18 protein-coding genes are annotated in these 22,778 nt (G+C 54.8%); 8 read left to right on the forward strand and 10 right to left on the reverse strand.

Going from position 1 to position 22,778, the window contains the following annotated elements; all coding sequences use genetic code 11:
* Nucleotides 1-46: 46 nt before the first annotated feature.
* Nucleotides 47-1,612, reverse strand: a complete 1,566-nt coding sequence (locus BLR09_RS13135) for an NFACT RNA binding domain-containing protein (RefSeq protein WP_093202724.1) — start codon at nucleotides 1,610-1,612, stop codon at nucleotides 47-49.
* Between the two features lie 77 nt (nucleotides 1,613-1,689).
* On the opposite strand from BLR09_RS13135, the gene BLR09_RS13140 reads away from it, so the two are divergent.
* The 3 genes from BLR09_RS13140 (at nucleotide 1,690) to BLR09_RS13150 (ending at nucleotide 4,594) form a co-directional block, all read left to right on the forward strand.
* A complete protein-coding gene (locus BLR09_RS13140; protein ID WP_093202726.1) occupies nucleotides 1,690-2,325 on the forward strand; it encodes an ABC transporter ATP-binding protein in 636 nt (211 codons plus the stop codon).
* Nucleotide 2,326: 1 nt separating this feature from the next.
* The gene (locus BLR09_RS13145) at nucleotides 2,327-3,400 is read left to right on the forward strand and encodes a hypothetical protein (protein ID WP_093202729.1); all 1,074 of its coding nucleotides are present in this window, start codon (nucleotides 2,327-2,329) and stop codon (nucleotides 3,398-3,400) included.
* Nucleotides 3,401-3,490: 90 nt separating this feature from the next.
* Complete coding sequence (locus BLR09_RS13150; RefSeq protein WP_093202948.1) at nucleotides 3,491-4,594, forward strand: DmpA family aminopeptidase; 1,104 nt, start codon at nucleotides 3,491-3,493, stop codon at nucleotides 4,592-4,594.
* A 6-nt stretch (nucleotides 4,595-4,600) separates the two neighbouring features.
* Here BLR09_RS13150 and miaA read toward each other — a convergent pair whose 3' ends face one another.
* The 6 genes from miaA to BLR09_RS13175 all read right to left on the reverse strand — a co-directional run bounded on the left by miaA (nucleotide 4,601) and on the right by BLR09_RS13175 (nucleotide 12,499).
* On the reverse strand, nucleotides 4,601-5,506 hold the full coding sequence (gene miaA / locus BLR09_RS13155; RefSeq protein WP_245689926.1) for a tRNA (adenosine(37)-N6)-dimethylallyltransferase MiaA: 906 nt from the start codon (nucleotides 5,504-5,506) through the stop codon (nucleotides 4,601-4,603).
* A complete protein-coding gene (locus BLR09_RS13160; RefSeq protein ID WP_093202734.1) occupies nucleotides 5,503-6,111 on the reverse strand; it encodes a DNA-3-methyladenine glycosylase family protein in 609 nt (202 codons plus the stop codon). Before BLR09_RS13160 ends, miaA begins: the two co-directional genes overlap by 4 nt.
* A gap of 1 nt (nucleotide 6,112) precedes the next feature.
* Nucleotides 6,113-7,792, reverse strand: a complete 1,680-nt coding sequence (locus tag BLR09_RS13165; RefSeq protein WP_093202737.1) for a sodium:solute symporter family protein — start codon at nucleotides 7,790-7,792, stop codon at nucleotides 6,113-6,115.
* 12 nt (nucleotides 7,793-7,804) lie between these two features.
* Entirely contained in the window at nucleotides 7,805-7,930 is a 126-nt protein-coding gene (locus BLR09_RS25865) for a hypothetical protein (RefSeq protein ID WP_262507488.1), read from the reverse strand.
* Nucleotides 7,931-8,051: 121 nt separating this feature from the next.
* Nucleotides 8,052-9,362, reverse strand: a complete 1,311-nt coding sequence (locus BLR09_RS13170; protein ID WP_093202739.1) for a RagB/SusD family nutrient uptake outer membrane protein — start codon at nucleotides 9,360-9,362, stop codon at nucleotides 8,052-8,054.
* Between the two features lie 17 nt (nucleotides 9,363-9,379).
* Nucleotides 9,380-12,499: a SusC/RagA family TonB-linked outer membrane protein gene (locus tag BLR09_RS13175; RefSeq protein WP_093202742.1), complete on the reverse strand. Its 3,120-nt coding sequence runs from the start codon at nucleotides 12,497-12,499 to the stop codon at nucleotides 9,380-9,382.
* A gap of 269 nt (nucleotides 12,500-12,768) precedes the next feature.
* Between BLR09_RS13175 and BLR09_RS13180 the strand changes: the two genes are divergently transcribed.
* Complete coding sequence (locus BLR09_RS13180; protein ID WP_093202744.1) at nucleotides 12,769-13,515, forward strand: DeoR/GlpR family DNA-binding transcription regulator; 747 nt, start codon at nucleotides 12,769-12,771, stop codon at nucleotides 13,513-13,515.
* 164 nt (nucleotides 13,516-13,679) lie between these two features.
* Here the strand turns inward: BLR09_RS13180 and BLR09_RS13185 are convergent, their stop codons facing one another.
* Genes BLR09_RS13185 through BLR09_RS13195 form a run of 3 tightly spaced genes read right to left on the reverse strand, consistent with a single transcriptional unit; the run spans nucleotide 13,680 to nucleotide 19,196 of the window.
* On the reverse strand, nucleotides 13,680-14,435 hold the full coding sequence (locus BLR09_RS13185; RefSeq protein WP_093202747.1) for a DUF4397 domain-containing protein: 756 nt from the start codon (nucleotides 14,433-14,435) through the stop codon (nucleotides 13,680-13,682).
* 6 nt (nucleotides 14,436-14,441) lie between these two features.
* Nucleotides 14,442-15,974, reverse strand: a complete 1,533-nt coding sequence (locus BLR09_RS13190; RefSeq protein ID WP_093202750.1) for a SusD/RagB family nutrient-binding outer membrane lipoprotein — start codon at nucleotides 15,972-15,974, stop codon at nucleotides 14,442-14,444.
* Nucleotides 15,975-16,016: 42 nt separating this feature from the next.
* The gene (locus tag BLR09_RS13195) at nucleotides 16,017-19,196 is read right to left on the reverse strand and encodes a SusC/RagA family TonB-linked outer membrane protein (RefSeq protein WP_093202752.1); all 3,180 of its coding nucleotides are present in this window, start codon (nucleotides 19,194-19,196) and stop codon (nucleotides 16,017-16,019) included.
* Between the two features lie 461 nt (nucleotides 19,197-19,657).
* Here BLR09_RS13195 and aroB point away from each other — a divergent pair, with 461 nt between their 5' ends.
* The 4 genes from aroB to BLR09_RS13215 all read left to right on the forward strand — a co-directional run bounded on the left by aroB (nucleotide 19,658) and on the right by BLR09_RS13215 (nucleotide 22,773).
* Complete coding sequence (gene aroB / locus BLR09_RS13200) at nucleotides 19,658-20,680, forward strand: 3-dehydroquinate synthase (protein WP_093202755.1); 1,023 nt, start codon at nucleotides 19,658-19,660, stop codon at nucleotides 20,678-20,680.
* A 3-nt stretch (nucleotides 20,681-20,683) separates the two neighbouring features.
* Nucleotides 20,684-21,247, forward strand: coding sequence for a Crp/Fnr family transcriptional regulator (locus tag BLR09_RS13205; RefSeq protein ID WP_093202757.1), 564 nt, complete (start codon nucleotides 20,684-20,686; stop codon nucleotides 21,245-21,247).
* Nucleotides 21,248-21,328: 81 nt separating this feature from the next.
* Nucleotides 21,329-21,715, forward strand: a complete 387-nt coding sequence (locus tag BLR09_RS13210; protein WP_093202760.1) for a hypothetical protein — start codon at nucleotides 21,329-21,331, stop codon at nucleotides 21,713-21,715.
* 14 nt (nucleotides 21,716-21,729) lie between these two features.
* The gene (locus BLR09_RS13215; RefSeq protein WP_093202762.1) at nucleotides 21,730-22,773 is read left to right on the forward strand and encodes an efflux RND transporter periplasmic adaptor subunit; all 1,044 of its coding nucleotides are present in this window, start codon (nucleotides 21,730-21,732) and stop codon (nucleotides 22,771-22,773) included.
* The last annotated feature ends 5 nt before the right edge of the window (nucleotides 22,774-22,778 follow it).

A 22,778-nucleotide genomic window follows, 5' to 3' on the forward strand; every position in this document is an offset into this window, starting at 1 on the left:
GAAAGACGGCGGCGTCAGTACGCACGAGGTGCCCGTCAACCGGCATTCACGGCGCCGGCTCTACCAGCACAACTTCTTCCTTGTCTACAATCACCTGACCTTCCAGCAAATCCCGGGTTTTGCGGACGTATTTTTTCGGGGTGACGATCACCGGACACAGGCTGTCGTTCCGACGTTTCGAATAGTAGGCAGCGAGCTTGGCTGCTTTTTCAATGACAGGGTTCGGAAATTTCTTACCCGGCTGGTGGCGGATGATGACGTGGGAGCCCGTCACGTCGCGGGCATGCAGCCACAGGTCTTCCTTCCGGGTATACCGCTGGGTAAGGAGGTCGTTGTTTTTCGCATTTTTTCCAACAAAAATTTCAAACCCCTGATACTCATAGCGCTTGAAAAGCGTAGCAGCCGAAACATCCGGCTTCTCCATTTTATCGAGACCGCTGGTTTTGAGGTACTTGCGTAATTCCTTCAGGGTTTCGAGGGCCTCCACCTTTTCGATCTGCTCGTCGTACCCGGTCAGCTCCTTTTCCCGGGCGGTCAGGTTTTCCATCAGGTGTTCGACTTCGATCTTCTCGTTTTTCGCCTTTCGGTAGTAGCTCTCCGCATTTCTCTGGGGCGACAGATCGGGTTTCAGCTTGATTTTCAGGGGAACATCCCGGTAAAAATCGTATAACTCCACCGACTCCGCCCGCTCCGGTATCTGGTGCAGGTTCGCCATCAGAATATGCCCGATTTCTTCGTGTTTGACGGCTTTTTCCATTTCGTCCAGCTTCTCATACACCGCGTCGACGTACTGCTGGGTTTTCTGCTTCCGCTTCTGCAACAGCCGGACAATCTGGCCCTTCTCCCGGTCAAATACATTGATGCGGGAATAGGCATAGTAAAACCCGTTGGCCGCTTCGACAGGGTCCGTGAAAGATTTTTCGGCATCATCGGGTATCAGGGTCAGGACCGGCTGATAATCAACCGTCTTGATGTAATACACCGGGTTATCCACAAAACCCAGTACCTGCTGCACGAGTGCCCAGCGCTCATCCAGAGACGCGGTACGGTACCCTTTGCGATCGAGCCAGGCGGAAATATCCTTGCCAAACGTCGGAAAGAGCTTGCGCCAGTCGCCCGACACCGCCTCAAATGCCTCCCGGCTTTGATTCAGCGGGCGGTCGAGGGTCCGGATATCCAGCTGTTCATCCGTGACCAGCTTATTGTGGAAAAGGTCCGTCACCTCCGTTCCCTGCACCAATACCAGGTTGGAGCGATTTCCAAACAGCTTGAAAACCAGGTGCAGATCTTCGTCAAAATCAATGGAAAAGGCCCGTTCATTGAGAAACTGGCGGACGCCGGTGACGGGCTTGTCGACCAGCTCCGAAAACAGATCTACGGTATTCTTTCCAGCCCGGCGGAAGTCATCCGGAAAGCTAAGCGCCACAAAATCAGGTCGGATCGTCGCCCGGACATACACATCCCGGCGCTTCCGCCACTGCTTTCCGTCTTCGCAAAAACCGATGACCAGCTCGTCTTTCTCCTGGGAAAAACACTCCGCCAATACCATGCCGGTCAGGCGTTTTCCGAGTTCGGCTGACAGCTGCCGGAGGAAGTAATAATTGCTCTGCATGGCGCAAAAGTACGAACGGCGGCCGCTGAATGCTGGTCGGTTTGGCTTCCGGAAGGAAGAATCCTTTTTTTGCAGCCATGTTAGAAATCCGAAACTTCCGGAAAGCGTACCACGGCCAGCTTGTACTGGAGATTCCGCAACTCACTTTCGGCGACGGCGTCCACTGGCTCCGCGGTATCAATGGCTCGGGGAAAAGTACCTTTTTCCGGTCAGTTGCCGGGATGCTGCCCTTCGAAGGCGAAATCCGCCTGGAGGAGCGGTGGGAAGTCAACCAAAATCCGGTCGACTACCGCCTGCGCGTCAACTACGCCGAAGCAGAGCCGCTGTACCCCGCATACCTGTCTGCCTTTGACCTGATTTCGTTTGTGGCGAAGGCGAAAAAAGCGCCGAAAGAGCAGGTGGCGGAGCTGGTCGACCGGCTGGAGATCGGAGATTTCTGGAAGCAGCCCGTCGGCACATATTCTTCCGGTATGCTGAAAAAAACATCCCTGGTCATGGGTTTTCTCGGTCAGCCGCGCCTGATTATGCTCGACGAGCCGTTGATTACGATCGATGACCGGGCGGTTTCAAACGTCTGCAAACTCATCGCCGACGAGTACAAAAAGGGAATACACTTTTTGCTCTCTTCGCATCAGGATTTCAGGCTGACAGACCTCGTCCTCGACGCCGCCTATGTCATTCAGGACAAGACTATCCGCCAAGCCGTAAACTGACGTGAAAAACGCTGTCTTCCGCACACTCGTCACCGAATTCTACCGGCAGAACTCCGGCTTTTTCCTGATTCTGCTGCTGCTGGGCTTTGGTATTATCCGCTCCGACGACCACATCGCGCTTTTCCGGTATGCGCTGGCGGCGCCGGCGGCGTTGCCTTACTATTTCGCATTGTGGGCGCTGTATGCCCTGAAAACCAGTGCATTTGTCCGGCAGCAATTCCGCGAACCTTCCTGCCAGTTTCTGTACCACCTGCGCCTGTATCCTTCTATGCAGCGGTATCTCACCTGGTGGACGGTTCAGCTGGGCCTGCTCGCCCCGCTCTGGGCCTATGGGCTGTGGATGTGCAGCTATGCCGACGGGCAGTGGCTGTCCGTTGCGCTGGTACTTAGCTGCCTGGTCGCGCTGACCGTACTTCCGGCCCGCTGGTATGAGTACCTCGTCCGGAATCCGGTACGGGAAGCCCGGAACCGGAAAGTAGCCCGGAACCGCCCGCTGCCGGTGTGGCTTTTCTTTTTTGCGCACCTGTTCCGGCAGCAGCCGTTGCTGCTGGTTTTGACGAAGCTGTTTTCCGGCGCGGTGCTGATCGGCGTTTGCCTGTTGTATCCGACAGATGATTACGACGAGCGACTACTTGCCATCGGCGCGCTCATTGGCGGGCTGGCTCACCTCGGGCTGGCGCAGGAGCAGTATGTCTTCGAACATCGGTATCTGTTGTTTCTCCGGAACCTGCCACGGCCGTTCGCGGTGCGCTTCGGTACGCTGGCACTGGAGGGCTTGCTGTTATTCCTTCCTGAAACCCTGCTGCTGGCGCGCTACCTGCCGGAGGGGGTATCTGCTGTTCTTGTTCTGAAAGTAGTGGTGTTTTATACCGGTATCCGGCTGGCGGCGCTGCACCGGTTTTATGTGCGGGAACGATACCTCGAACAGGTCGGAGCCTACGGTCTCTGGGGTTTTATCTTCGGGTTAGTGGCTATCATGTTCCGGCTGGATATCGCCATCGCCGGGCTGGCGCTCTGGGGATATGCGGCGTGGGTGAGCCGGTTCCGGTATTTCGCGTCGGAATCGGCGGGATAGTAAGTCGTCGTTTTTTCGGTTGATTTCGGGGGAAAAGCTTTTCGGAAGCAGGCTATGGTTGTATTTTCAGGGACGACGATTTCTTCTATGATGAAAAAAATCCTTCTCCTGCTTTTCCTGCCCGCTATGCTTCACGCCCAGACCCGTTTTCGCGAAGATACCGGCGAAGCCATCGGTATTCTGAAAACCGGCGCCTTCAATGCCATTACCGATGTTCCGCGGGTGAAAGTCGGCCAGGTGACGCTATTTTCCAGCAGCGATATACGGACGGGCGTCACGGCTATCCTGCCGCACGACGGGAATATCTTCCAGCAAAAAGTACCCGCAGCCGTATTTGTCGCAAATGGTTTCGGGAAAATGGCGGGCATCAGTCAGGTCAACGAACTGGGTAATCTGGAAACGCCTGTTGTCCTGACCAATACCCTCTCCGTCGCGGCAGGTATGGAAGGGCTTATCACATATACCCTCGCGCAGCCCGGGAATGAAAAGGTCCGGTCGGTCAACGCCGTCGTCGGAGAAACGAACGACGGTTTTCTGAACGACATCACCGGGCGGCACGTCCGGCCCGAGCACGTGTTACAGGCGCTGAAAGACGCCAAAACGGGAAAAGTGGACGAAGGTAACGTCGGCGCCGGCACCGGCACCATCTGTTTCGGCTGGAAAGGCGGCATTGGCACCAGCTCCCGCGTACTTCCCTCGAAATCAGGCAAATATACCGTAGGCGTATTGGTGCAAACCAATTTTGGCGGCGTACTGGAAATCAAAGGTATACCCGTCGGCAAAAACCTCGGCAAGTACTTTCTGAGCGATCAGCTGAACGATCCGGCGGATGGCTCCTGCCTGATTGTCGTCGCTACCGATGCTCCTTTATCCCACCGGAACCTGGAGCGCCTCGCCAAACGTGCCTGGTCGGCGCTGGCGCGCGTCGGCGGTATCGCGTCCAACGGTTCCGGCGAATATGTTCTGGCATTTTCCACGAATGAAAAAGTACGCATTCCGCATAACCAGCCCGGCCCGACGCAAACGCTGGAAGAAGTCCACAACGATGCTATGTCTCCTCTTTTTCTGGGGGCAATTGAAGCGACGGAAGAGGCGATATTGAATTCCCTCTGGGCGGCGCGGACGGTAAGCGGAAAAAACGGTGTCAGTGAGGAGTTGCCGAGGGAGCAGGTGAAAAAGATGCTGAAGCGGTAGTTCGGCCTACGGCTTGAACGACCGGACGTATTCCAATACACCGTTGAAGTCTGCCGCATCAAACCACACATACCCTCCCTGGTGCCGGAACCACGTCAGCTGCCGCTTGGCATAGCGGCGGGTATTTTGCTGGATGCGGGCGATCATTTCGGCTTCGGTCAGCTCTCCGTCGAAATACGCAAAGACCTCCTGATACCCGACCGTCCGGAGGGCATAGTGGTCGCGGTAGGCTGCTACCGACCGTACTTCGGCTACCAAACTGGCCGCGATCATCTGCTCCACCCGCAGGTTGATGCGGTTGTAGAGTACTTCGCGGTCACGTGTGAGGGCGATTTTCACGACATCAAAAGGCCGCTCGGCCTTCTGCCCGCTCCGGAAGGAAGAATACGGTTTGCCCGACGACAGGCATACCTCCAGCGCACGGATGACCCGCTGGGTATTGTGGCGGTCTACCTGTTCAAAATACGCAGGATCAAGGCGTTGCAGCTCGGCCGTCAGCGGAAGCATGCCTTCGGCCCGGAAGCGCTCCATGAGGGTTTCGCGGATTTCGAGGTTGACTTCGGGCATGTCGTCCAGCCCATCCGTAACCACTTTCAGGAATAAACCGGACCCGCCCGTCAGGATAGCTACCGGTTTCCGGGAGAAAATTTCGGCGAGGGTCGACAGGGCCTCTTTCTCAAAATCCCCGACGCTGAAGTAGTCGGCAATGGAATGCGAATCGACAAAATGGTGGGGAATACCCTGTTGCTCTTCCGGCGTCGGCTTGGCCGTACCGATGCTCAGCTCCCGGTAAAACTGCCGCGAGTCGGCGGAAACGATTTCCGTATCCAGTTCACGGGCCAGGCGGACGCACAATTCGGTCTTTCCCACGGCGGTAGGCCCGGCCAGCACGATCAGCAAGGGTTTACTCATGCGGTTTTCTGCTGACCTTTCCATCGCCAGATAACCCGGCTGGCGGTACTCCGGTACGGACGCCAGGCTTCGGCGATTTCGGTCATTTTCTTTTTCAGGTTTTTATCTTTTTCGAGACCGTAGAGCAGCATCATGCCCTGTTGCACGCCCAGGTCGTCGGTCGGAAAAATATCCGGTCGCTGGAGGGTAAAAATCAGGATCATCTCCACCGTCCACCGCCCTACTCCCTTGATCTGGCTGAGGTACTGAACGAGTTCGTCATCCCCGAAATCCTCCCATTTTTTGGTTTCGAGTTCTTCCCTGACCCAGAAATCCGCGACGTTCTGCATGTACTGGGATTTGCCTTTCGACAGCCCTACCGAGCGCAGCGTATCCAGGTCCATCGCCATCAGCTGATTCGGGTGCGGGTATTCTCCGGGAAACAATTTCAGAAAACGCCGGAAAATGACGTCCGCGACTTTGGTGGATAACTGCTGGGAAACGATGGATTCCAGCAGGTCATAGTACACATCGCCCGACGATTGCGGCTCGCTGATCGAAACTTCGGAAATAGCCCGGGCCAGTCTGGCATCACGGTGCACGAGTTCAATTAATATTTTTTCCATATCAGGCCTGCTTCTTGTCCATGCCGGTTAAATGCAACAGCCAGCCGATCCCTACCAGCGCCACACAGCCGATGAGGTTGAGCCAGAGAAAAGCCGTCAGGTCCAGCCACCAGCAAACTACCACGATCGCTTCGGCCAGTATAGCTGCCCAGAACGTGGCGTTGGCGCCGATTTTCCGGAAGTAAAAAGCGACGATGAAGACGCCGAGAATCGTTCCGTAAAACAACGACCCGAGAATATTTACTGCCTCGATCAGGCTGCCTACCCGGCTGGCATACATCGCTACGGAGATACTCAGCAATCCCCAGCCGGCAGTACTGATCCGGGAGACGTTGACGTAATGGCGTTCGGACGCATCCCGTACCCACATTCTCCGGTAAATATCCACCACAAAACTCGACGTCAGCGAATTGATAGCCGCTGCGATCGAGCCCATCGACGCCACGAAAATCACCGCGATCAACAGGCCTACCACGCCTTTCGGCAGGTATTCCACCACGAAGGAAAGGAAAACATAGTTGGTATCGTTCCCGTCTCCGCCTTTTGCATTGACCAGTTTCTGCGCCTGGCTGCGGAGGCCGGCGTCTTCCTTGTTCAGGGTATTGACCTGTTCCTGAAGCGGAGCGATGCGCGCTTCGTTTCCTTCTTTGAGGGCGGCGGAAAGCTCGGTTACCGCTTTCTTCTTTTCGGAGAAATGCCGGGTATGCTGCTGCTGAAGTTCCCGGTATTCGGCGGTATGTTCGACGGTTTCAATCGCCGCCCGGTTGAAGAGCAGCGGCGGTTGTTCAAATTGGTAAAAGACAAAAACCAGCGCGCCGACGAGCAGGATGAAAAACTGCATCGGAATCTTGATGATCCCGTTCATGAGTAATCCCAGACGGCTCTGCCCGATGCTTTCTCCGCCGAGGTACCGGCCTACCTGCGACTGGTCCGTCCCGAAATAACTCAATTGCAGAAAGAACCCGCCGATCAGCCCTGACCAGACGTTGTAGCGGTCGGCCAGGTTAAACTCCCAGTTGATGGTATTCAGTTTTCCCATTTTCCCGGCAACCCGCAGGGTATCAACAAAACCCATATCACCGGGCAACAGCCGGACGACCAGGTACCCGGCCAGCGCCATACCGCCCAGCACGATAAACATCTGCTGGGTATGGGTATAACTCACGGCCCGCGAGCCGCCTAATACCGTGTAAATCAGCAATAATCCGCCCATCGCCAGGTTGGTACTGACAATATCCCAGCCAAAAATAGTGGAGAGGATGATACTCGGCGCATAGATACTGATCCCGGTGGAAAGCCACCGCGGAACGAGGAAAAGCAATGAGGTCAGTGTCCGGGTTTTGAGATCGAAGCGGCCTTCCAGAAATTCATAGGCAGTGAGGACGTTCAGTTTGTGGAAAATCGGAACAAACGTCACCGAAATCACAATCATCGCCAGCGGCAGGCCAAAGTAAAACTGCACGAAGCGCATGCCGTCGGTATACGCCTGCCCCGGCCCGGACAGGAACGTCACCGCCGAAGCCTGCGTGGCCATCACGCTGAGGCATACCTGCCACCAGGCCATGGAGTGCCCGCCGGTGAGGTACGATTCCAGGTTCTGGGCTCTCCGGCTCCGGTAAATGCCGTAGCCGATGATCGACGCGAGCGTGAGGCAGAGGACCAGCCAATCAAGTAAAGACATGCAGATAAGGCGTCAGGAAAAGGCGTTGGTAAACCAGGCAAACAGCAAAATGAGGGCAACGAGGTTAGCAGCCACGAGCCAGTAAAGTTGCTTCCAGGAACGGACGAAGGGCGGAAGTCCTTCTTGTTCGTCTTCCATTTCGTTTTTCGAGTTTCCCTGCAAACTGGCCAATTTCGGTCACTTCGCCAAGCCCGTCCCGGATGGAACGAAAAAAAGCCGCCCGGCGTATACCGGGCGGCTCATCAGTCCGAAGGTCGACTCAAATCTGGGGATCGGCGGGGGTACTGGTGTTGTTCCGGCGCTCGATATTGGGATACGGGTAGAAGTTCCGCGTCCGCTCGGCGCCGGTTGTAGCAGGAGCCGGCCGGCCGAACCGGCGGCTGTCTTCCAGCTTCATACCTGACATCAGCAGCTCGATCGACCGCTGTTTGAAGATTTCCGTGAGCACGGCCTCTTTCGTGACAGCGCCTGCGTACGCGGGCAGGTCAGCACCGACGCCGAACGGATCGGCGGCCGGCTTCTTCGTCAGTACCTTGTTCAGCTCGGTTACGGCATCGGCCAGCTGGTCTTTCCGCGCCAGCGCTTCCGCCCGGATCAACAGCATTTCACCGGGAAGGTATACCGGGATCGCGGTCGTATTGGCAGTGAAGAACCCTTTGCCACGGTAGGCATTGTTATTGGGCGGAATAGGCGTTGTGTTTTGCAGGTAAAACGCAATCCGCTTGTCGTTAACCAGATCCGGTTGGAGGGAGGCCGGCAGACCGAACGTCACATCTACCTGGAAAACGTTGATACTCGAAAAGGAGATGAAGTAGATCGGATTCTGGGCATTGTCGTCAAACCGGAATTCCGACTTCGTCGTCAGGCTCGCCGCGGCAGCTGCCGAAAGGGCCTTGTCATAATCGCCCAGAAACAGGCTGTACCGCGCGATGAGGGCGTTGACCGTCGACGGCAGGTCGATTCCCGGAACAATCTTCCCTGTAAACGGCGTACCCGGGGTATTGGCCGCGAGTGCCGTTTTGGCCTGCTCGAGCAACGTTACGGCCTGTTTGAGCGCATCTGTGCGGGGGCTGAAAGGCGCGTTTGCCTGCGTCACCAGCGGAATCTGTTCGAAAAACTGAGACAGCGTTCCGAGGGACAGGGCCTTGAAAATCGCTGCATAGGCCTGTAGCCCTGCCTTTGTACCGGGGTCCGTCGCCTTATCCAGGTTTTTGAGGATGAGGTCGGCGTTGGAATTGGTGAGCAACGCCTGCGACCACATATTCCGGACGACGGCATTATTGGCGTCGACGTTGGCGCCGCCCTGCATCAGCAGTTCCTCGTCGGTATTCCCGGCATTGAGGTTACGGAGTTCTTTGGTCGATAATCCGGAAGCGGCGATGGAGTTATACACCACGCCCGTCCGGAGCGTGGTATAGCGTGATTGCAGCCCGTTTGCCAGCGTAATGAGCCCGTTGACATCCGACACTACCTGAGTCTCGGAAGCGGCGCTGGGGTTGAGGTATTCCGCCTGATCGCAGGCTGTCAGCAACAGGCCGAGGCAAAGAGCGGTGAGATATATGCGTTTCATGAAGATCTCGTTTGGGATTAGAAATTGGCCGTCAGACTTACCTGGTAGCTACGCGGAATGGGTACGTTGCCGAAGTCGACACCGCGGAGCAGGTCGCTGTTACCCCCTGCATTCGTTTCCGGATCATAGCCCGGATATTTGGTCCAGACGTGCAGGTTCCGCCCGATGAGAGACAACTGCATCCGTTCGAGTCCCTTGAACAGTTTCGGGAAACTGTAGCTCAGTGCTACTTCCCGGAGCTTGGTGTAGGAGCCGTCGTCGACGCGGTACTCCTCGATGTTCACGAGCGAGAAGACCGTTCCGCGCGGAGCAGTACCTTTCATTTCCGCCTCGGCAAGGTCGCCGATACCAACGTTGTTGCGCGTGCGCTTATCTGCATTGAAGATCTGGAATCCCTGAACGGCATCGAGCAATACCCGCAGCCCGAACTGCTTGTAGGTCAGACTGGTAGAGAAAGAGCCTGTCCATTTCGGGTTCGGATTGCCAATGATTTTGTTGAGGAACGTACCCGTCGGCTGGCCGTCGGCCCCGCGTTGCGGCGTACCGGTGAGCTGGCCCGCCGCAGGTGCGGTGCCGCGCTCCCGCTGGGGCAGGCCCTGGGGCGTCAGCAGCAGGGAGCCATCCGGGTTACGGGCATAGTAGAAGCCATAGAATATCGGAGCGGCATAGCCCTGCGCCAGGAATACCGGCGCGCCGGCCACGTTGCTGATGGATACCGTCGGACTACCCAACGCGGTTACTTTGTTCCGGTTGCGGCTGTATACAAAGTTCACGTCCCATTCGAAATCTTTGGTTTTGACCGGTTGAATACCCAGCGTCACTTCCACCCCTTTGTTCTCCATTTCTCCGACGTTATCGATGATACTCGTTCCGCCCTGTGACGGTGCGAGATCCCGGTTGACGACCAGGTCTTTGATTTTCTGCTTGTAGAACGTCAGGCCGAGGCTAATCCGGTCACTCCAGAACGACAGGTCGCCACCAAACTCCAGTTCCCGCATGCGCTCGGGGCGTACCCGGGAGTTGGCCAGACGGGCATTCGGTACCAGCGTATTGGCGCCGAGGAAGAGTGTCGGAGCGAACTGCCAGAAGCGGTCGTAGGTCCCGAGGGCGCTCAATCCGCCGGCATCTCCGTAACTGGCGCGGAGCTTCAGGCTGCTGAATACGTTGTCAAGTGATGCCTGTTTCCAGAATCCCGCATCGGATACGACCCAGCTCCCGCTCACTTTCGGGTAGAGCTGGTTGGTTTCGCTGGGCGAGAAGATGGTCGAACCGTCCCGGCGGATCGCTCCCGTCAGAAACAACTGGTTTTTATAACCGAACGTCGCCTGGGCAAACTGTCCGCTGATCGCAAACCGGTTCAGGTCATACCCTGCCGTGATGGTGGTACTGGCACCGCTGACGGTTTCGATAAACGGAGAGAGATTTTGTCCCGTCGACACCGACTGGTCTTTCTGCTGGTACTGGTAGTTAAAACCAACGGTAGCATTGAGCGACAACCAGTCTGTCAAATCCCGTGAATAGGTCGCGTTGACATCGTTGTTGATCAGGAATACCAGGTTGTTGGCGGTCGCCGCGAAGCCTTTCGGATACCGCTCAGCCGGCAGACCAGCTTCCGTGGCATACGGATAAGGCGGCATGAAGTTCTTCCCGAGTTGCGAGTATGCATCCACCCCGACGATCCAGTCGACGCTCAGGCCTTTCAGCGGCGTAAGGTTCAGCTGGAAATTATTGACGGTCCGGTTGACCGCCTGGGTAAACTTGAACGTCTCGATTACCGTCAGCGGGTTGATACGCGTCGGCTCTACCGCTTTCAGGTTACCGGCGGCATCGCGCTGGGAGATATCATAAATGTTATTGGTGATATTGACCGAGTTGATCGGGCTGTAAAAGACGTTTCCGTTCGGCATTTCATGCGAAAAGCTGTTGGTATACGACAACCCGAGGGATACCTTCGCCCAGTCCGTCAGGCGTTGTTCCAGGCGCAGGCGCAGGCCGTACCGCTTGAAATCCGTTCCGCGGATAATTCCTTCGTTTTTCAGGTATGACAGCGAAGCGAAGTACTGAGTTTTCTCCGTTCCGCCTGAAATAGACAGGTAATTATCGGTTCCGTATCCGGTGTGAAAGATATCGTCCTGATAATCATAGCGTTTCACGTCGACCAGGTTTTTGTATAAATTGGTAGCCGTTCCATCGCGGACAATCGAGACAACATCCGACGCCGGAGCCGAAGCAGGTGCCGCGCCGATGGTGTGTAAACGGAGGTCAGCCGTCCCGAACTGCTTGCCATACGTCGAGATAAAGACTTTCTTGCGTAGTTCGTTGACATTGAAGCTGGTCGAGAACGTAACCCGGGGCTTGCCTGACTTGCCGCGTTTGGTGGTAATGAGCACGACCCCGTTGCTGGCACGCGACCCGTAAATGGCAGCGGCAGCAGCGCCGTTGATGACGTTGATCGTCTCGATATCATTCGGGTTGATGTCCGCCATCCGGTTCTGGCCCTGCGTGGCGGCGGTTCCCGCCTGCGTCGCGGAAGCGATCTGGGAAACGTTGTCAGACGAGTTGGAAACGACCACCCCGTCAATGACATACAGCGGATCGGAGTTACCCTGGAGGGACTTCACACCGCGGAGGCGAATGGAAATACCGCCGGAAGGATCCCCGGAGTTTTGGGTAATCTGGGCGCCGGCCACCTTCCCCTGCAACGCTCCGAACAGGTTGTTGGTACCGGTTTTGGTGAGGTTTTCAGACTTGATGGAGGCAATGGAGTTCCCGAGGGTCCGGCGACTGGATGTCAGCGTAGAACCGGTCACCACTACTTCGTCGAGCGAAGTGACGGCGTTTTCAAGGGTAACGTTCAGTTCGGTCTGAGAACCCAGTTCTATTTCCTGGGTTTGCGTGCCGATCATACTGAAAATCAGTGTAACTCCGGGGGACACTGACAAACGGTATTCACCGGAAGCATTGGTGTTGGTACCTCGTGGCGTACCTTTGACCTGAATGGTTACGCCGGGCAGCGGTTGTCCCTTGGTGTCAGAGACCCGACCGGTAAGAATACGATCCTGGCTATACGCCATCATCGGCAGTAAGCAAAGGATCAGTAACTTGCATCGGCAGGAAGTAAGTAGCAGGTGCAGCATGGAAGTTGATTAGGATAAGTGAACAAACCGACTCAAAACAGCATAAATGCGCAAATCTGCGACACAACTTGCACAAACGCGTCTATTTGCATATTTACCGCTTAAAATCGAACGAATCAATATTTCGTCCTTGAAAGTTACGTAAACAATTCGGGAATTAGTTGCAGTTTTTTCAGGTTTTTGCAAGATTTTTAGTGTGAAACCATTAATTTTCCGCATAAACATGAAATAAACCGCTAATCCTCGCTCTGTTTTTTATATTCCCTGCAATGCTTAAACCAGAACGTCAGTCGCTCATCCTGCACCAGCTGAATATCCATAACCGGGTACTCTCCTCCGACCTGAGTCAGCAGCTCAAAGTCTCCGAAGACACCATCCGACGGGACCTCAACGAGCTCGCCGACCTGGGCAAGCTGGTCAAGGTCCACGGAGGAGCGTTGTCCAAATCCTACGGACACACCACGGTACGGAGTGAAATTTATGCTCCGGACGAAAAGGAAATCATCGCCCGGAAAGCGATGGGGCTGCTTCACGACGGCATGTATGTCCTCATGGGCGGCGGCACCACCGTCAGCGCGCTGGTCCGGCTGTTTCCGGAAAACCTCCGGCTCACGGTCTTCACCATTAGCCCTAACATCGCCATCGAGCTCATCGGGCATCCCAACATTGAGGTATTTCTCATCGGCGGGCGCGTCACGGCCGAAACCCAGATATGCCTCGGCGGCGAAGTCATCCACCGCCTGAGCGAGATCCGGGTAGACCTGCTCCTCATGGGTACCACCGGCATCGACACCGCGGCAGGCATCACCGAAACCGATATCGAAGTCGTCCAGATCAAAAAAGCGATGATGAAGGCAGCCGACAAGGTTGCCGTTCTCAGTATCTCCGAAAAACTGGGCACCTCCCACCGCATGAAGCTCTGCGAAATCGGCGAACTGGATACCCTCATCACCGAATTACCTTCCGACGACCCGGCTATTCAGCCGTATGCGCGGCTGGGGGCGACGATCCTTTAAACAGTTTTCAGTTTACGGTTTTCAGTTTTCAGTTGGGCGCCCCCCAACCGTAAACTGAAAACCGCAAACTGAAAACTGAAAACTGAAAACTGAAAACTGAAAACAGGTATAAAAAAAGACCTCAGAAGCAAACAGCTTCTGAGGTCTTTTTTTATACCTGTTTTCTAAAGATTAACCGAAAGGGTCGCTGTCGGAGGGGTCTTTGTATTTCCGAATACACCCCGGACTACAACGGTATAGTAGCGGCCGGCATAGGGCTGAATGCCGCCGGTGGCCGTCAGGGACGCTGCACCGTTTTTCGCCACAACCGTCTGAGCCGTCGCGCCATAGGCTACCGGATCCACCGCTACAAAGGCAGATGCCGATTTGTAGGCGGCGGCCGTCGTGACCGACTTTCCGTTGACGAGGAGTTCATACCCGCCCGCGGGGCTGTCTTTCACCAGGTTGACCACCCGTACATAGGCTTTCGACTTATCAGTACCCGGCAGGTTATCGGCTACGGTCAGGAGTTCGTACCCGCCGGTCGTTCCGATCGTGAAAACGGAATAGTATTTACCGTCTTCGACCGTGGCATCTCCGGAGAGCAGCGCGCTTTCCGCCGCCGAAGCGGTCGCTGCCAGTTTCACGCTGAACTTCGCCGCGCCGGCGCCGACCACGGCGTAGTCAAGTACCGGATACGAGGTGAAGTAGGTAACGGGCGTCGGCAGGGGTTGCGGATTTGCCGGGACAGTATTGACGCCGGAAAACAGTTTGTCGTTGACGTACAGGTTAACGCCGGCCGCATCCGGGGCGGCGTGGTAAAATTTGATCCGCGCACCCGATTGAGGAGCCAGGCTCGTCAGCGGATCATGCTCGCTTCCGCAGGCGGCCACGACCAGCATTGTCGCAGCGGTCAGGATGCTTTTTACGAATGTGTTCATACGGAATTAAGGATTAATGATCCAGGTCGGATACGTGTGATAGTCAAGGTTATTCCCGCCGACTTTATCCATCGACGTCCGGTTCCAGACGTATTCGGAGTTGTACCGCGGGCGGACCCGGTAGGCCAGTTTCCCGTTGTTGTCCGGGAAAAGCTTATCCACAGCAGGCGGTGTAAAGCCCGGATACACGTCCGCGCTGTACTTGTACCGACGCATATCCACCCAGGTTTCAATCACACCATGACCGTAAAGAGCCAGGTACTTTTGAATCATAATGTCGCTGATTTTGAGATCGGTCGCAGTCTGGGGAACGGCTTTGCCTGCGAGGTATGTGGTAGCGGCAGCGGCAGGTACCTTGGCAAAATCCATCGCCGCCTGGATGCCCTTTTTGTATGCGTCGTATGCCATTGCCTTGTCGCCCTTTTTGAACGCAGCTTCGGCTTTCATGAACTGTACTTCTGAATAGGTAATAAGCGGGAAATCAGCACCATCCTTGAAGATGTACTTTCCTGCGTTGGGATCTCCCGTCACGACGCTGTCGGATACTACTCCCCAAAGCGTCGGAATACGCTGTTTGTTGCCTTTGACGTTGTTGGGATCTCCCTGTGTCGGCGTAACGCCCCGAAAAATTCCGTCGGCAGAGGCTGAGGCAAGAATATTGAGCCGCGGATCTTTGGCACCCATAATGGTTCCGTCAAGCAATTTCACCAGCCAGTCCGTCTGCAAGTACAGCCCGTAATTACTTCGCGTAGGCCCGAGAAAATTCAGCGTTGTATTGTTTCCGGTTGATGCAGAAGGAACGTTAAAGTTGTCCGCATTGGAGGCAAACGACTTGTCACAGTATTCGATCACTTTGTCCGGATTAAAGGACGCTTTGTTACTGAGGTGAAGCTGCGCCCGGGCCATCACTGCATAAACAAACTTCACCCATTTCGACTTATCCCCCTTGTAAGCCAGATCTGCGCCATTCTTGTTGAGGATATTGGCGCCCTGAATACCATCGGTACGTCCGAATGCCTCCAGTGCTTTGGCACACAGATCATTGACATGCGCATAAACGTCTTCCTGGGAATCATAATCAAAGACATACCTTCCCGGCTCAAAAGCTTGCTTCAGGACAATTTCACCGTGATAGTCGGTGGTGGTGAGCCAACTCCAGGCGAACGTCGCGTGGGCAACACCCAGGTATTCCCACTTCTGCTTAGCCGTGGCGTCGTCAATCATCAGCTGGATATTCGGACCGAGGTTCCAGTAATTGACACGCCAGATCAGGCCGGCATTATCCGATCCGGGATCATATCCATGCCGGTCCCAGTTATCGTTGGCTGCGACGTGCCCCCAGTTCTGAATGTATTTTCCGATAAACCGGGAATCATATTGCTCTCCGAGCGCCATCTGCTCAATGATCGGAGGCAGAAGCGTGTATCCTTCCGCGATCTGAGGCGTAGACGGATCCCGGTTAATGTCAAGGTATTTTTCGCAACTACTGAGCCCGATTCCAGCGAGCGCAATCAGCAATGCATGTTGAATTCGTTTCATAATGTTGTGATCTTCCAGAGCGTAAAAGCTAGTTTATCAAGGTCAGAATCCGAGTGAAATACCAAAAGCAAAACCTCTCGGCATTGATACCGTTCCAAAGTCGAAACCGCCGCCACCCACGCCGCCGGAGGCAGCTGTCGTGCCGTTAACATTCGGATCGGCACCTGTGTAATTGGTCAGCAGGAAAAGGTCAGTACCATTGACAAAAATGCTTGCTGACTTGACCAGCTTCGAACGCGTAAGCACGGAAGAAGGAACCTGATAACGCAGCGTAACGTCACGCAGGCGAACCCAGTTGATATCCTTCTCAACAAATTCGGACTCTGGAATAGCGTTGAAATAGTCCGCCGAACGCAGGGTCGGGTTGACCTGAATGGTATTTCTGGTCGGGCTGTCGGAATCTTCCCGTCCATCGCGCAGTACACCCTTGAAAACGACCGGCGTTTCACGATTGAGGGTCTTCTTGCTCAGGCCGGTGCGCCACAGGTACATCTCGGTACCGTTGAACACGTCTCCACCCTTGCGGATGTCCAGCAGGAACGACAGCGTCAGGTTCCTGTACGTAAATGAGTTCTGCAAACCAATCGTGAAGTCCGGGTTGCGGTCGCCGATAGGCAGGAAGTTCGGGTTTTGAATCGGCAGACCCGTGGCCGGGTTGATCAGGATATCCCCGTTTTTGTTTCGTTGATAAGAATACCCACCGATAGCCGTGGCCGACCCCATACCCCGCTGGTAATAATTCCAGTTAAACCCACGGTAAGCCGGATTGGAAGCATCAAAGAAGGACGGCAGGTTATTTACAAAAGCACTGGCACGAGCCTGCCCGTATAGCCAGGTATCAGAGTTATAATACTCCGGAACCTGTGCCGGCAAGCTGGATACGACCGTCTTCAATTTGGTGAAATTCAGGGTAACATTCCAGCGAAAATCCTTTGTCTTTACCGGCATACCGGTTAGTTGAATCTCAACACCCTTGTTTTGGAAGGATCCTCCATTGAGCAAGCCAAAAATAAAACCGGTTGCATAGCTGAGCCGTTGCTGCACAATCTGCTGAGAGAGCGACTTCTGATAATAAGCGGCATCGATTCCCAATCGATCATCGAAAAATTTCAACTCGGTGCCTAATTCAAAACTCTCCCCGCGCTCGGCCTGGAGGTCCGTATTTCCTCCATAAAAATCATATCCGTACCCTCCTCCATAAGTCGTTTGCTGAACCAAACGGGGATACACGAAATACGGGGGTGGCGGGTTACCGGTCTGACCATATGCCAAGCGAATTTTACCCGCATTCAGAATACCCGTATTTCCCTTGATACCAGGCATATCCGTGAAAACGTAGGACAGTGCTGCCGACGGGTAGAAGAAACTCCAGTTCTTTTTCGGGAGCGTTGATGACCAGTCGTTCCGACCTGTCAGCGTCAGGTACAGCCAATCTTCATAGTTGAGAGACAGGCTTCCAAATATGCCCTGGGTGCGCTGTTTCGATACCGAATATTTGTCACGCTGTGTAGCCGGGTCCGTATTGTTGACCGAGTTGAAGTTGGCGTCATATAGTTTCTGGCCATACATGACATTTGTCCGGTAATCACGATCATCGATGGCGGTACCGAGAATCAGCGTCGTATTCAGTTTACCGAATTTTTTGTTCATCGTAGCCAGGAAGTTTCCATTCAGAAGGCGGCTGTTTTCAGCCGCGTCTTCCACAGAACCTCCGGAGGAAAATCCGCCCGTAACTCCCGCGCCATTACCTGCCTGCCAGGATTCCGGATGCAGGAAAATATTGCTGCGGGTGGAATAAATGTCCCCGCCAAAGCGCGCGTTGAATTTGAGCCAGTCCAACGGCGTATATTCCCATTGAATATTCGCACGCGTCTGGTTTGTAATATCTTCCAGGTGATTTTTGTATATGCTGAAATAAGGATTGTCCGGTTCGCCCTGACGAATAGCACTCAAAAGAATGCGGCGGCTTCCGTCGGCATTGAGGTAGTTACTCGCGTCATCATTACCGGGCCAGCTCAATAATGCTATTACAAAGCCGCTGTTGTTTTTCATCACCTTCACGTTATCCACGTTGATGTAGGTAAGTGAAGGCTGAAGTGACATCTTATCAGATAGTTTAATCCGCGAGGTCAGCTTAACATTAAAGTTCTTCAGGGAAGTCGTCGGTACTATTCCTTCGCTTCCGACATATTGCGTCGAGAGGTTGTAGGTTGCGCGTTCGGTTCCGCCGGAAAACGACAGGTTATGTGTCTGCGTGAAGCCCGTGCGGAAGAAGTTACCAATGTTGTCATACATCTTCGAGCCTTCGGCATATTTCGGGCCGAAAAACGAAAGCGCATTCGGATCAGTATAACCTGCTGTTCCCCGGCCATATACCTGCTGCACTTCCGGGAAACGGTAGACCTCTGAGAAACGAAAGTTATTACTGTAATCGATCTGTGTCCTGCCTGACTTTCCTGATTTGGTAGTGATTACAATTGCACCAGCTGCCGCATCAATCCCATACAACGCCGCCGCCTCCGGTCCTTTCAGAATCGTCATGGACTCAATATCATTGAAGTTGATATTCGATGCTTTGTTCAGGTAATCAATATCCCGGTTCGCACGATTGGAGTACAGCACGCCACCGGAGGTAGTCCGGTTATCGATCGGAAGACCGTCGACAACAAACAACGGCTGGTTATTCCCGCCGATAGACGCCGCACCGCGGAGCTGAATGCTGGTTGAGGAGCCCGGCATACCGGAGGTCGTCGTCACGTTCAGACCGGCCACCCGTCCCTGCAACGAAACCAGGTAGTTGTCGCGCTGGGCATTGACGAGGTCTCCGCCTTTGATTTCGCCGACAGAGTACCCCAGTGCCCGCTTTTCCTGCTTGATACCGAGAGCCGTTACGACTACTTCATTCAGCTGGGAATCGGTGCTGGCCAATACTACGTCTATCACCGTCTGGGCAGCGACGGCTACTTCTTTCGTCGTCATACCCACCATCGAAAACACCAGGGTCTGACCGGAGCCCGCCTGAATCCGGTAACCGCCGTCGGCCCCTGCCGAGACACCCCGGCTGGTACCTTTGACCAAAACTGAAACGCCGGGCAGTGGGGAGCCGGTTTCGTCCGTCACCTTACCGGTGACTACCCTGTCCTGCGCCCAGGACACGGAACCCGAAACGACCGCTCCCACCAATAACACCAGACGAAATGCCCGTAAAAGTGTGTGAAGCATAAGTTTCCCTTTAAATGGATAAGGAGTGAAAAAATTACTAAATGCCGGATTTCGCCCGAAACTGTCCCGATCTTTGTAAAAGCCTACAAGATGGCAATTACATGCAACTCAGAATATTTACCGGGGCAAAACCAGTAAACAGCTTGCATAATTAGCCATTTGCGGCTTTGAAACAAATGATTTTCGCCACTTATGAAGATTAATTTCTACTAAATTCCGGCAGACCGGAAAAGGCATACGATACAAAATACCCGCTACCAGGGCTATTTACCTGCACAATCCAGCAAAACAGGATTTCACAAATCCGCAATTATGCGAAATAGTATTTGGGAAACACACCGGAGCTGCTGCTGTTTTCTATTTGATTTGTCCTATTTTGAGCTATTCTGTCAGCACGAATCATCGTTTGCAGTCATCGGAGAAAGGAGGCTTTTCCCGATGAACCCCTACCTTTGTCCATTATGGTACGCATCGCTCCGATTTCCGAAAGTCTTCCGGCCTTCCTCGCCTCCCGCAACTACTCGCAGATCGCCGTTCTGGTCGACGAACAGACCAAAAAGCACTGCTATCCCCGGGTGAAAAACCTCCTCCCCAAACACCGGCTCATCCAGATCCGGTCGGGCGAGACGCAAAAGCACCTCGGTACTGCCGGTGAAATCTGGAAAGCGCTCACCGATGCCGGGTTCGACCGGCACGGCCTGCTCCTCAACCTGGGCGGGGGCGTCATCGGAGACATGGGCGGATTCTGCGCCGCGACGTACAAAAGAGGTATCGATTTCGTGCAACTCCCGACGACGCTGCTCTCGCAGGTCGACGCCAGCGTCGGCGGAAAGCTCGGCATCGATTTCGAAGGACTGAAAAACCACATCGGCGTTTTCCGCATTCCGGATGCGGTCCTGATCGACGCCGGCTTCCTCGCTACCCTTCCCTTCCGCGAACTCCGCTCCGGCTTTGCCGAAGTGATCAAGCATTGCCTCATCGCCGACGCCTCCAAATGGGAAGAAATCCGGAATAAAGAATGGGAAGAACAGAACTGGGAAGACCTCATCTCCCATTCTGTCGCGATCAAGGAAAAAATCACCGAAAGCGATCCGACCGAAAAAGGCCTCCGGAAGATCCTCAACTTCGGACATACCCTCGGTCATGCCATTGAAACGCACTTCCTCGAAGATCCGAAAAAGCGCCTCCTGCATGGAGAGGCTATCGCTGCCGGTATGATCACCGAAGCCTGGCTGAGCTTCAAACGCGGCTGGCTCACGGAAGAGGAGCTGCTTCAGCTCGAAGAATTTCTCTTTACGACCTACGGAAAAGCCGATATCCGCCCCGAAGATTTCGAGGCAATTGTGGCACTTACCGCACAGGATAAGAAAAACCGGGGAAAGGAGATTCGCTTTTCTCTTCTCAAAGGCATCGGTACCTGTGTATTCGATATACCGGTGACGAAGAAGGAAATGACCGAAGCGCTTCAGTACTATATCGGCTGATTCATGAACCTGACGGACTTCATCCGGCGTCACATCCCGCTGACGCCGGACATGCTCGAAGATCTCCTCCGTGTGATTACCCGGGAAGAAACACCGGCGCATCAGGTGCTCGTCAGCCCCGGGCAATACTGTCGTAAGCTTTTTTTCATCGAGGAAGGACTCATCCGCGAGTACTACTTCAGCATGTCCGGGAAAGAAACTACCTACCGGTTCAATACCGAAGGCGCGTTTGTGACCGTTGCCGATAGCTTTCTCGACAACCAGCCCAGCCGCTACAGCCTTGAAACCCTCGAAGATTCGGTCCTGTATTCGGTGACGCTTGCCGACTTCGAAGCCCTGCTCCGGAAATACCCGCTTTTTGAAAAGCTGCAGAGCCTCATTCAGCATCAGCTGTTGCTGGAAATGAAAGACCGCATCACTGCCCTGCAATTTCAGACCGCCAAAGAGCGGTATGAGTCCCTTCTGGAAGACCAGCCGTCTATCTTTCAGCGGGTCAGCCTTGGCCACATCGCTTCCTACCTGGGTATCTCGCAGGAAACCCTCAGCCGCATCCGCAGCAAAAAATAGCCGTTTTCGCTTTTTGACCTTTATCAAATAGGTTGGCCGGAAGACGCCGGAACTTTGTGCCCGTCAACAGGGAAAAAGCTCATGGACACGCCGACAACGCCGACCGACAGCCTGCTGGTACTGGTTTCAGAAAACGGAAATAACTGGAAAACCGCGCTGGATTTCCTTCTTCGAAAAGAAGTACAATCCGTTTACTTTCTTTATTTTTCTGAACCCACTGCCCCGGACGACCTCGCGAAGGCCTCCCGGCCCGGGCGCTTTTCTTCCCTTTTGCTGCCGATCACAACGGAACCGCCGTTTCTGCCGGAACCCGCCTGCTTCGATTACCTGGAGTCGGTGGTAAACCGGTCCGACGGACAGCCGGTCCGCTTTATACTATCCGGAAATCCCGATCTCACGGAATCGGTCCGGGAGTACCTCCTCTTTCTGGGAGTACCCGCCGAAGCGATCCGAAACCTTTCATCCTAAAAACGAACGTACCCATGAAGTCACGTCTTCTTTTGCTGGCCGGCCTTCTTGCCGGAACAGAAGCCTGCCACCCCAGGCAAGCAACTCAGGAAGCTACCGTTTCGCCGATTCCCGTTCTGACGCGCGCCGCGGCACTGACGCCCGTTTCGAGCGATATCTCCATCAGCGGAAACGTCGAAGGCAGTAAAACTGTCCGCCTCGGATTTCTCGTCGCCGGAAAAGTCAACTACATCGCCGCGGCGGAAGGCCAACCCGTCGCCGCCGGCAAAGTACTCGCCAGCCTCGACCCGGCCAGCTATCAATTTGGCGTGGACGCCGCCAGCGCGAGCGCCGCGCAGGTCGAAGACGAGTACAATCGCCTGAAGCTCATGCACGACCGCAACAGCCTGAGCGATGCCGATTTCTCCAAAATCAGCAACGGACTCAAGCAGGCGCAGGCGCAGGCCGGTCTTCAGCGCAAAAACCTGTCGGACACCAAATTGTACAGCCCCATTTCCGGCGTATTACTGAAGAAGATGACGGAAGTCGGCGAGATCGTTGGCTCGGGTATGCCCCTCTTTGTGGTGTCCGATATCCGGAAGGTCAAGGTCAACGCCGCGATTCCGGAATCGGAGCTGCGCCGGGTACGTCTCGGCCAGGACGCCAGGGTATATATCGCAGCGTTAGATGAAACAGTCAGCGGGAAAGTCACGGAAGTAGGTTCCGCTGCCGACGCGACGACACGTTCGTTTTCCGTCAAAATCGACGTTCCCAACCCGAAACTCCTTATCCGGCCGGGTATGATTGCCGAAGTAACCCTGCCGTCGTCCCAAAAGAAGGAAATCCTGGGCCTCCCGGCCGAAGCCGTGCTGCGTGACGCAGACAACACTGCCTATGTGTTTGTCGCCGACCCCGCCCGGAAACAGGCGTTCAAGCGGAAAGTGTCGATCGGTCGCCTGACCGACAGCGTTTTGGAAATCGTTTCCGGTATCCAACCCGGCGAGCAGGTCGTCACGGGCGGGCAGCAGAAACTGCACGACGGATCACCTGTTACGATTTCTTCTGACACGACCCACTAACCGAC

This window comes from Siphonobacter aquaeclarae (genome assembly GCF_900103285.1).
GTDB lineage: Bacteria > Bacteroidota > Bacteroidia > Cytophagales > Spirosomataceae > Siphonobacter > Siphonobacter aquaeclarae.

What these genes read in the sequence shown, in the direction of transcription:
- aroB (WP_093202755.1), top strand. Translation starts at nt 19,658, where the DNA reads ATGGTACGCATCGCTCCGATTTCCGAAAGTCTTCCGGCCTTCCTCGCC.
- miaA (WP_245689926.1), bottom strand. Translation starts at nt 5,506, where the DNA reads ATGAGTAAACCCTTGCTGATCGTGCTGGCCGGGCCTACCGCCGTGGGA.
- BLR09_RS25865 (WP_262507488.1), bottom strand. Translation starts at nt 7,930, where the DNA reads ATGGAAGACGAACAAGAAGGACTTCCGCCCTTCGTCCGTTCCTGGAAG.
- BLR09_RS13195 (WP_093202752.1), bottom strand. Translation starts at nt 19,196, where the DNA reads ATGCTTCACACACTTTTACGGGCATTTCGTCTGGTGTTATTGGTGGGA.
- BLR09_RS13205 (WP_093202757.1), top strand. Translation starts at nt 20,684, where the DNA reads ATGAACCTGACGGACTTCATCCGGCGTCACATCCCGCTGACGCCGGAC.
- BLR09_RS13210 (WP_093202760.1), top strand. Translation starts at nt 21,329, where the DNA reads ATGGACACGCCGACAACGCCGACCGACAGCCTGCTGGTACTGGTTTCA.
- BLR09_RS13165 (WP_093202737.1), bottom strand. Translation starts at nt 7,792, where the DNA reads ATGTCTTTACTTGATTGGCTGGTCCTCTGCCTCACGCTCGCGTCGATC.
- BLR09_RS13215 (WP_093202762.1), top strand. Translation starts at nt 21,730, where the DNA reads ATGAAGTCACGTCTTCTTTTGCTGGCCGGCCTTCTTGCCGGAACAGAA.
- BLR09_RS13170 (WP_093202739.1), bottom strand. Translation starts at nt 9,362, where the DNA reads ATGAAACGCATATATCTCACCGCTCTTTGCCTCGGCCTGTTGCTGACA.
- BLR09_RS13180 (WP_093202744.1), top strand. Translation starts at nt 12,769, where the DNA reads ATGCTTAAACCAGAACGTCAGTCGCTCATCCTGCACCAGCTGAATATC.
- BLR09_RS13175 (WP_093202742.1), bottom strand. Translation starts at nt 12,499, where the DNA reads ATGCTGCACCTGCTACTTACTTCCTGCCGATGCAAGTTACTGATCCTT.
- BLR09_RS13190 (WP_093202750.1), bottom strand. Translation starts at nt 15,974, where the DNA reads ATGAAACGAATTCAACATGCATTGCTGATTGCGCTCGCTGGAATCGGG.
- BLR09_RS13140 (WP_093202726.1), top strand. Translation starts at nt 1,690, where the DNA reads ATGTTAGAAATCCGAAACTTCCGGAAAGCGTACCACGGCCAGCTTGTA.
- BLR09_RS13185 (WP_093202747.1), bottom strand. Translation starts at nt 14,435, where the DNA reads ATGAACACATTCGTAAAAAGCATCCTGACCGCTGCGACAATGCTGGTC.
- BLR09_RS13160 (WP_093202734.1), bottom strand. Translation starts at nt 6,111, where the DNA reads ATGGAAAAAATATTAATTGAACTCGTGCACCGTGATGCCAGACTGGCC.
- BLR09_RS13150 (WP_093202948.1), top strand. Translation starts at nt 3,491, where the DNA reads ATGAAAAAAATCCTTCTCCTGCTTTTCCTGCCCGCTATGCTTCACGCC.
- BLR09_RS13135 (WP_093202724.1), bottom strand. Translation starts at nt 1,612, where the DNA reads ATGCAGAGCAATTATTACTTCCTCCGGCAGCTGTCAGCCGAACTCGGA.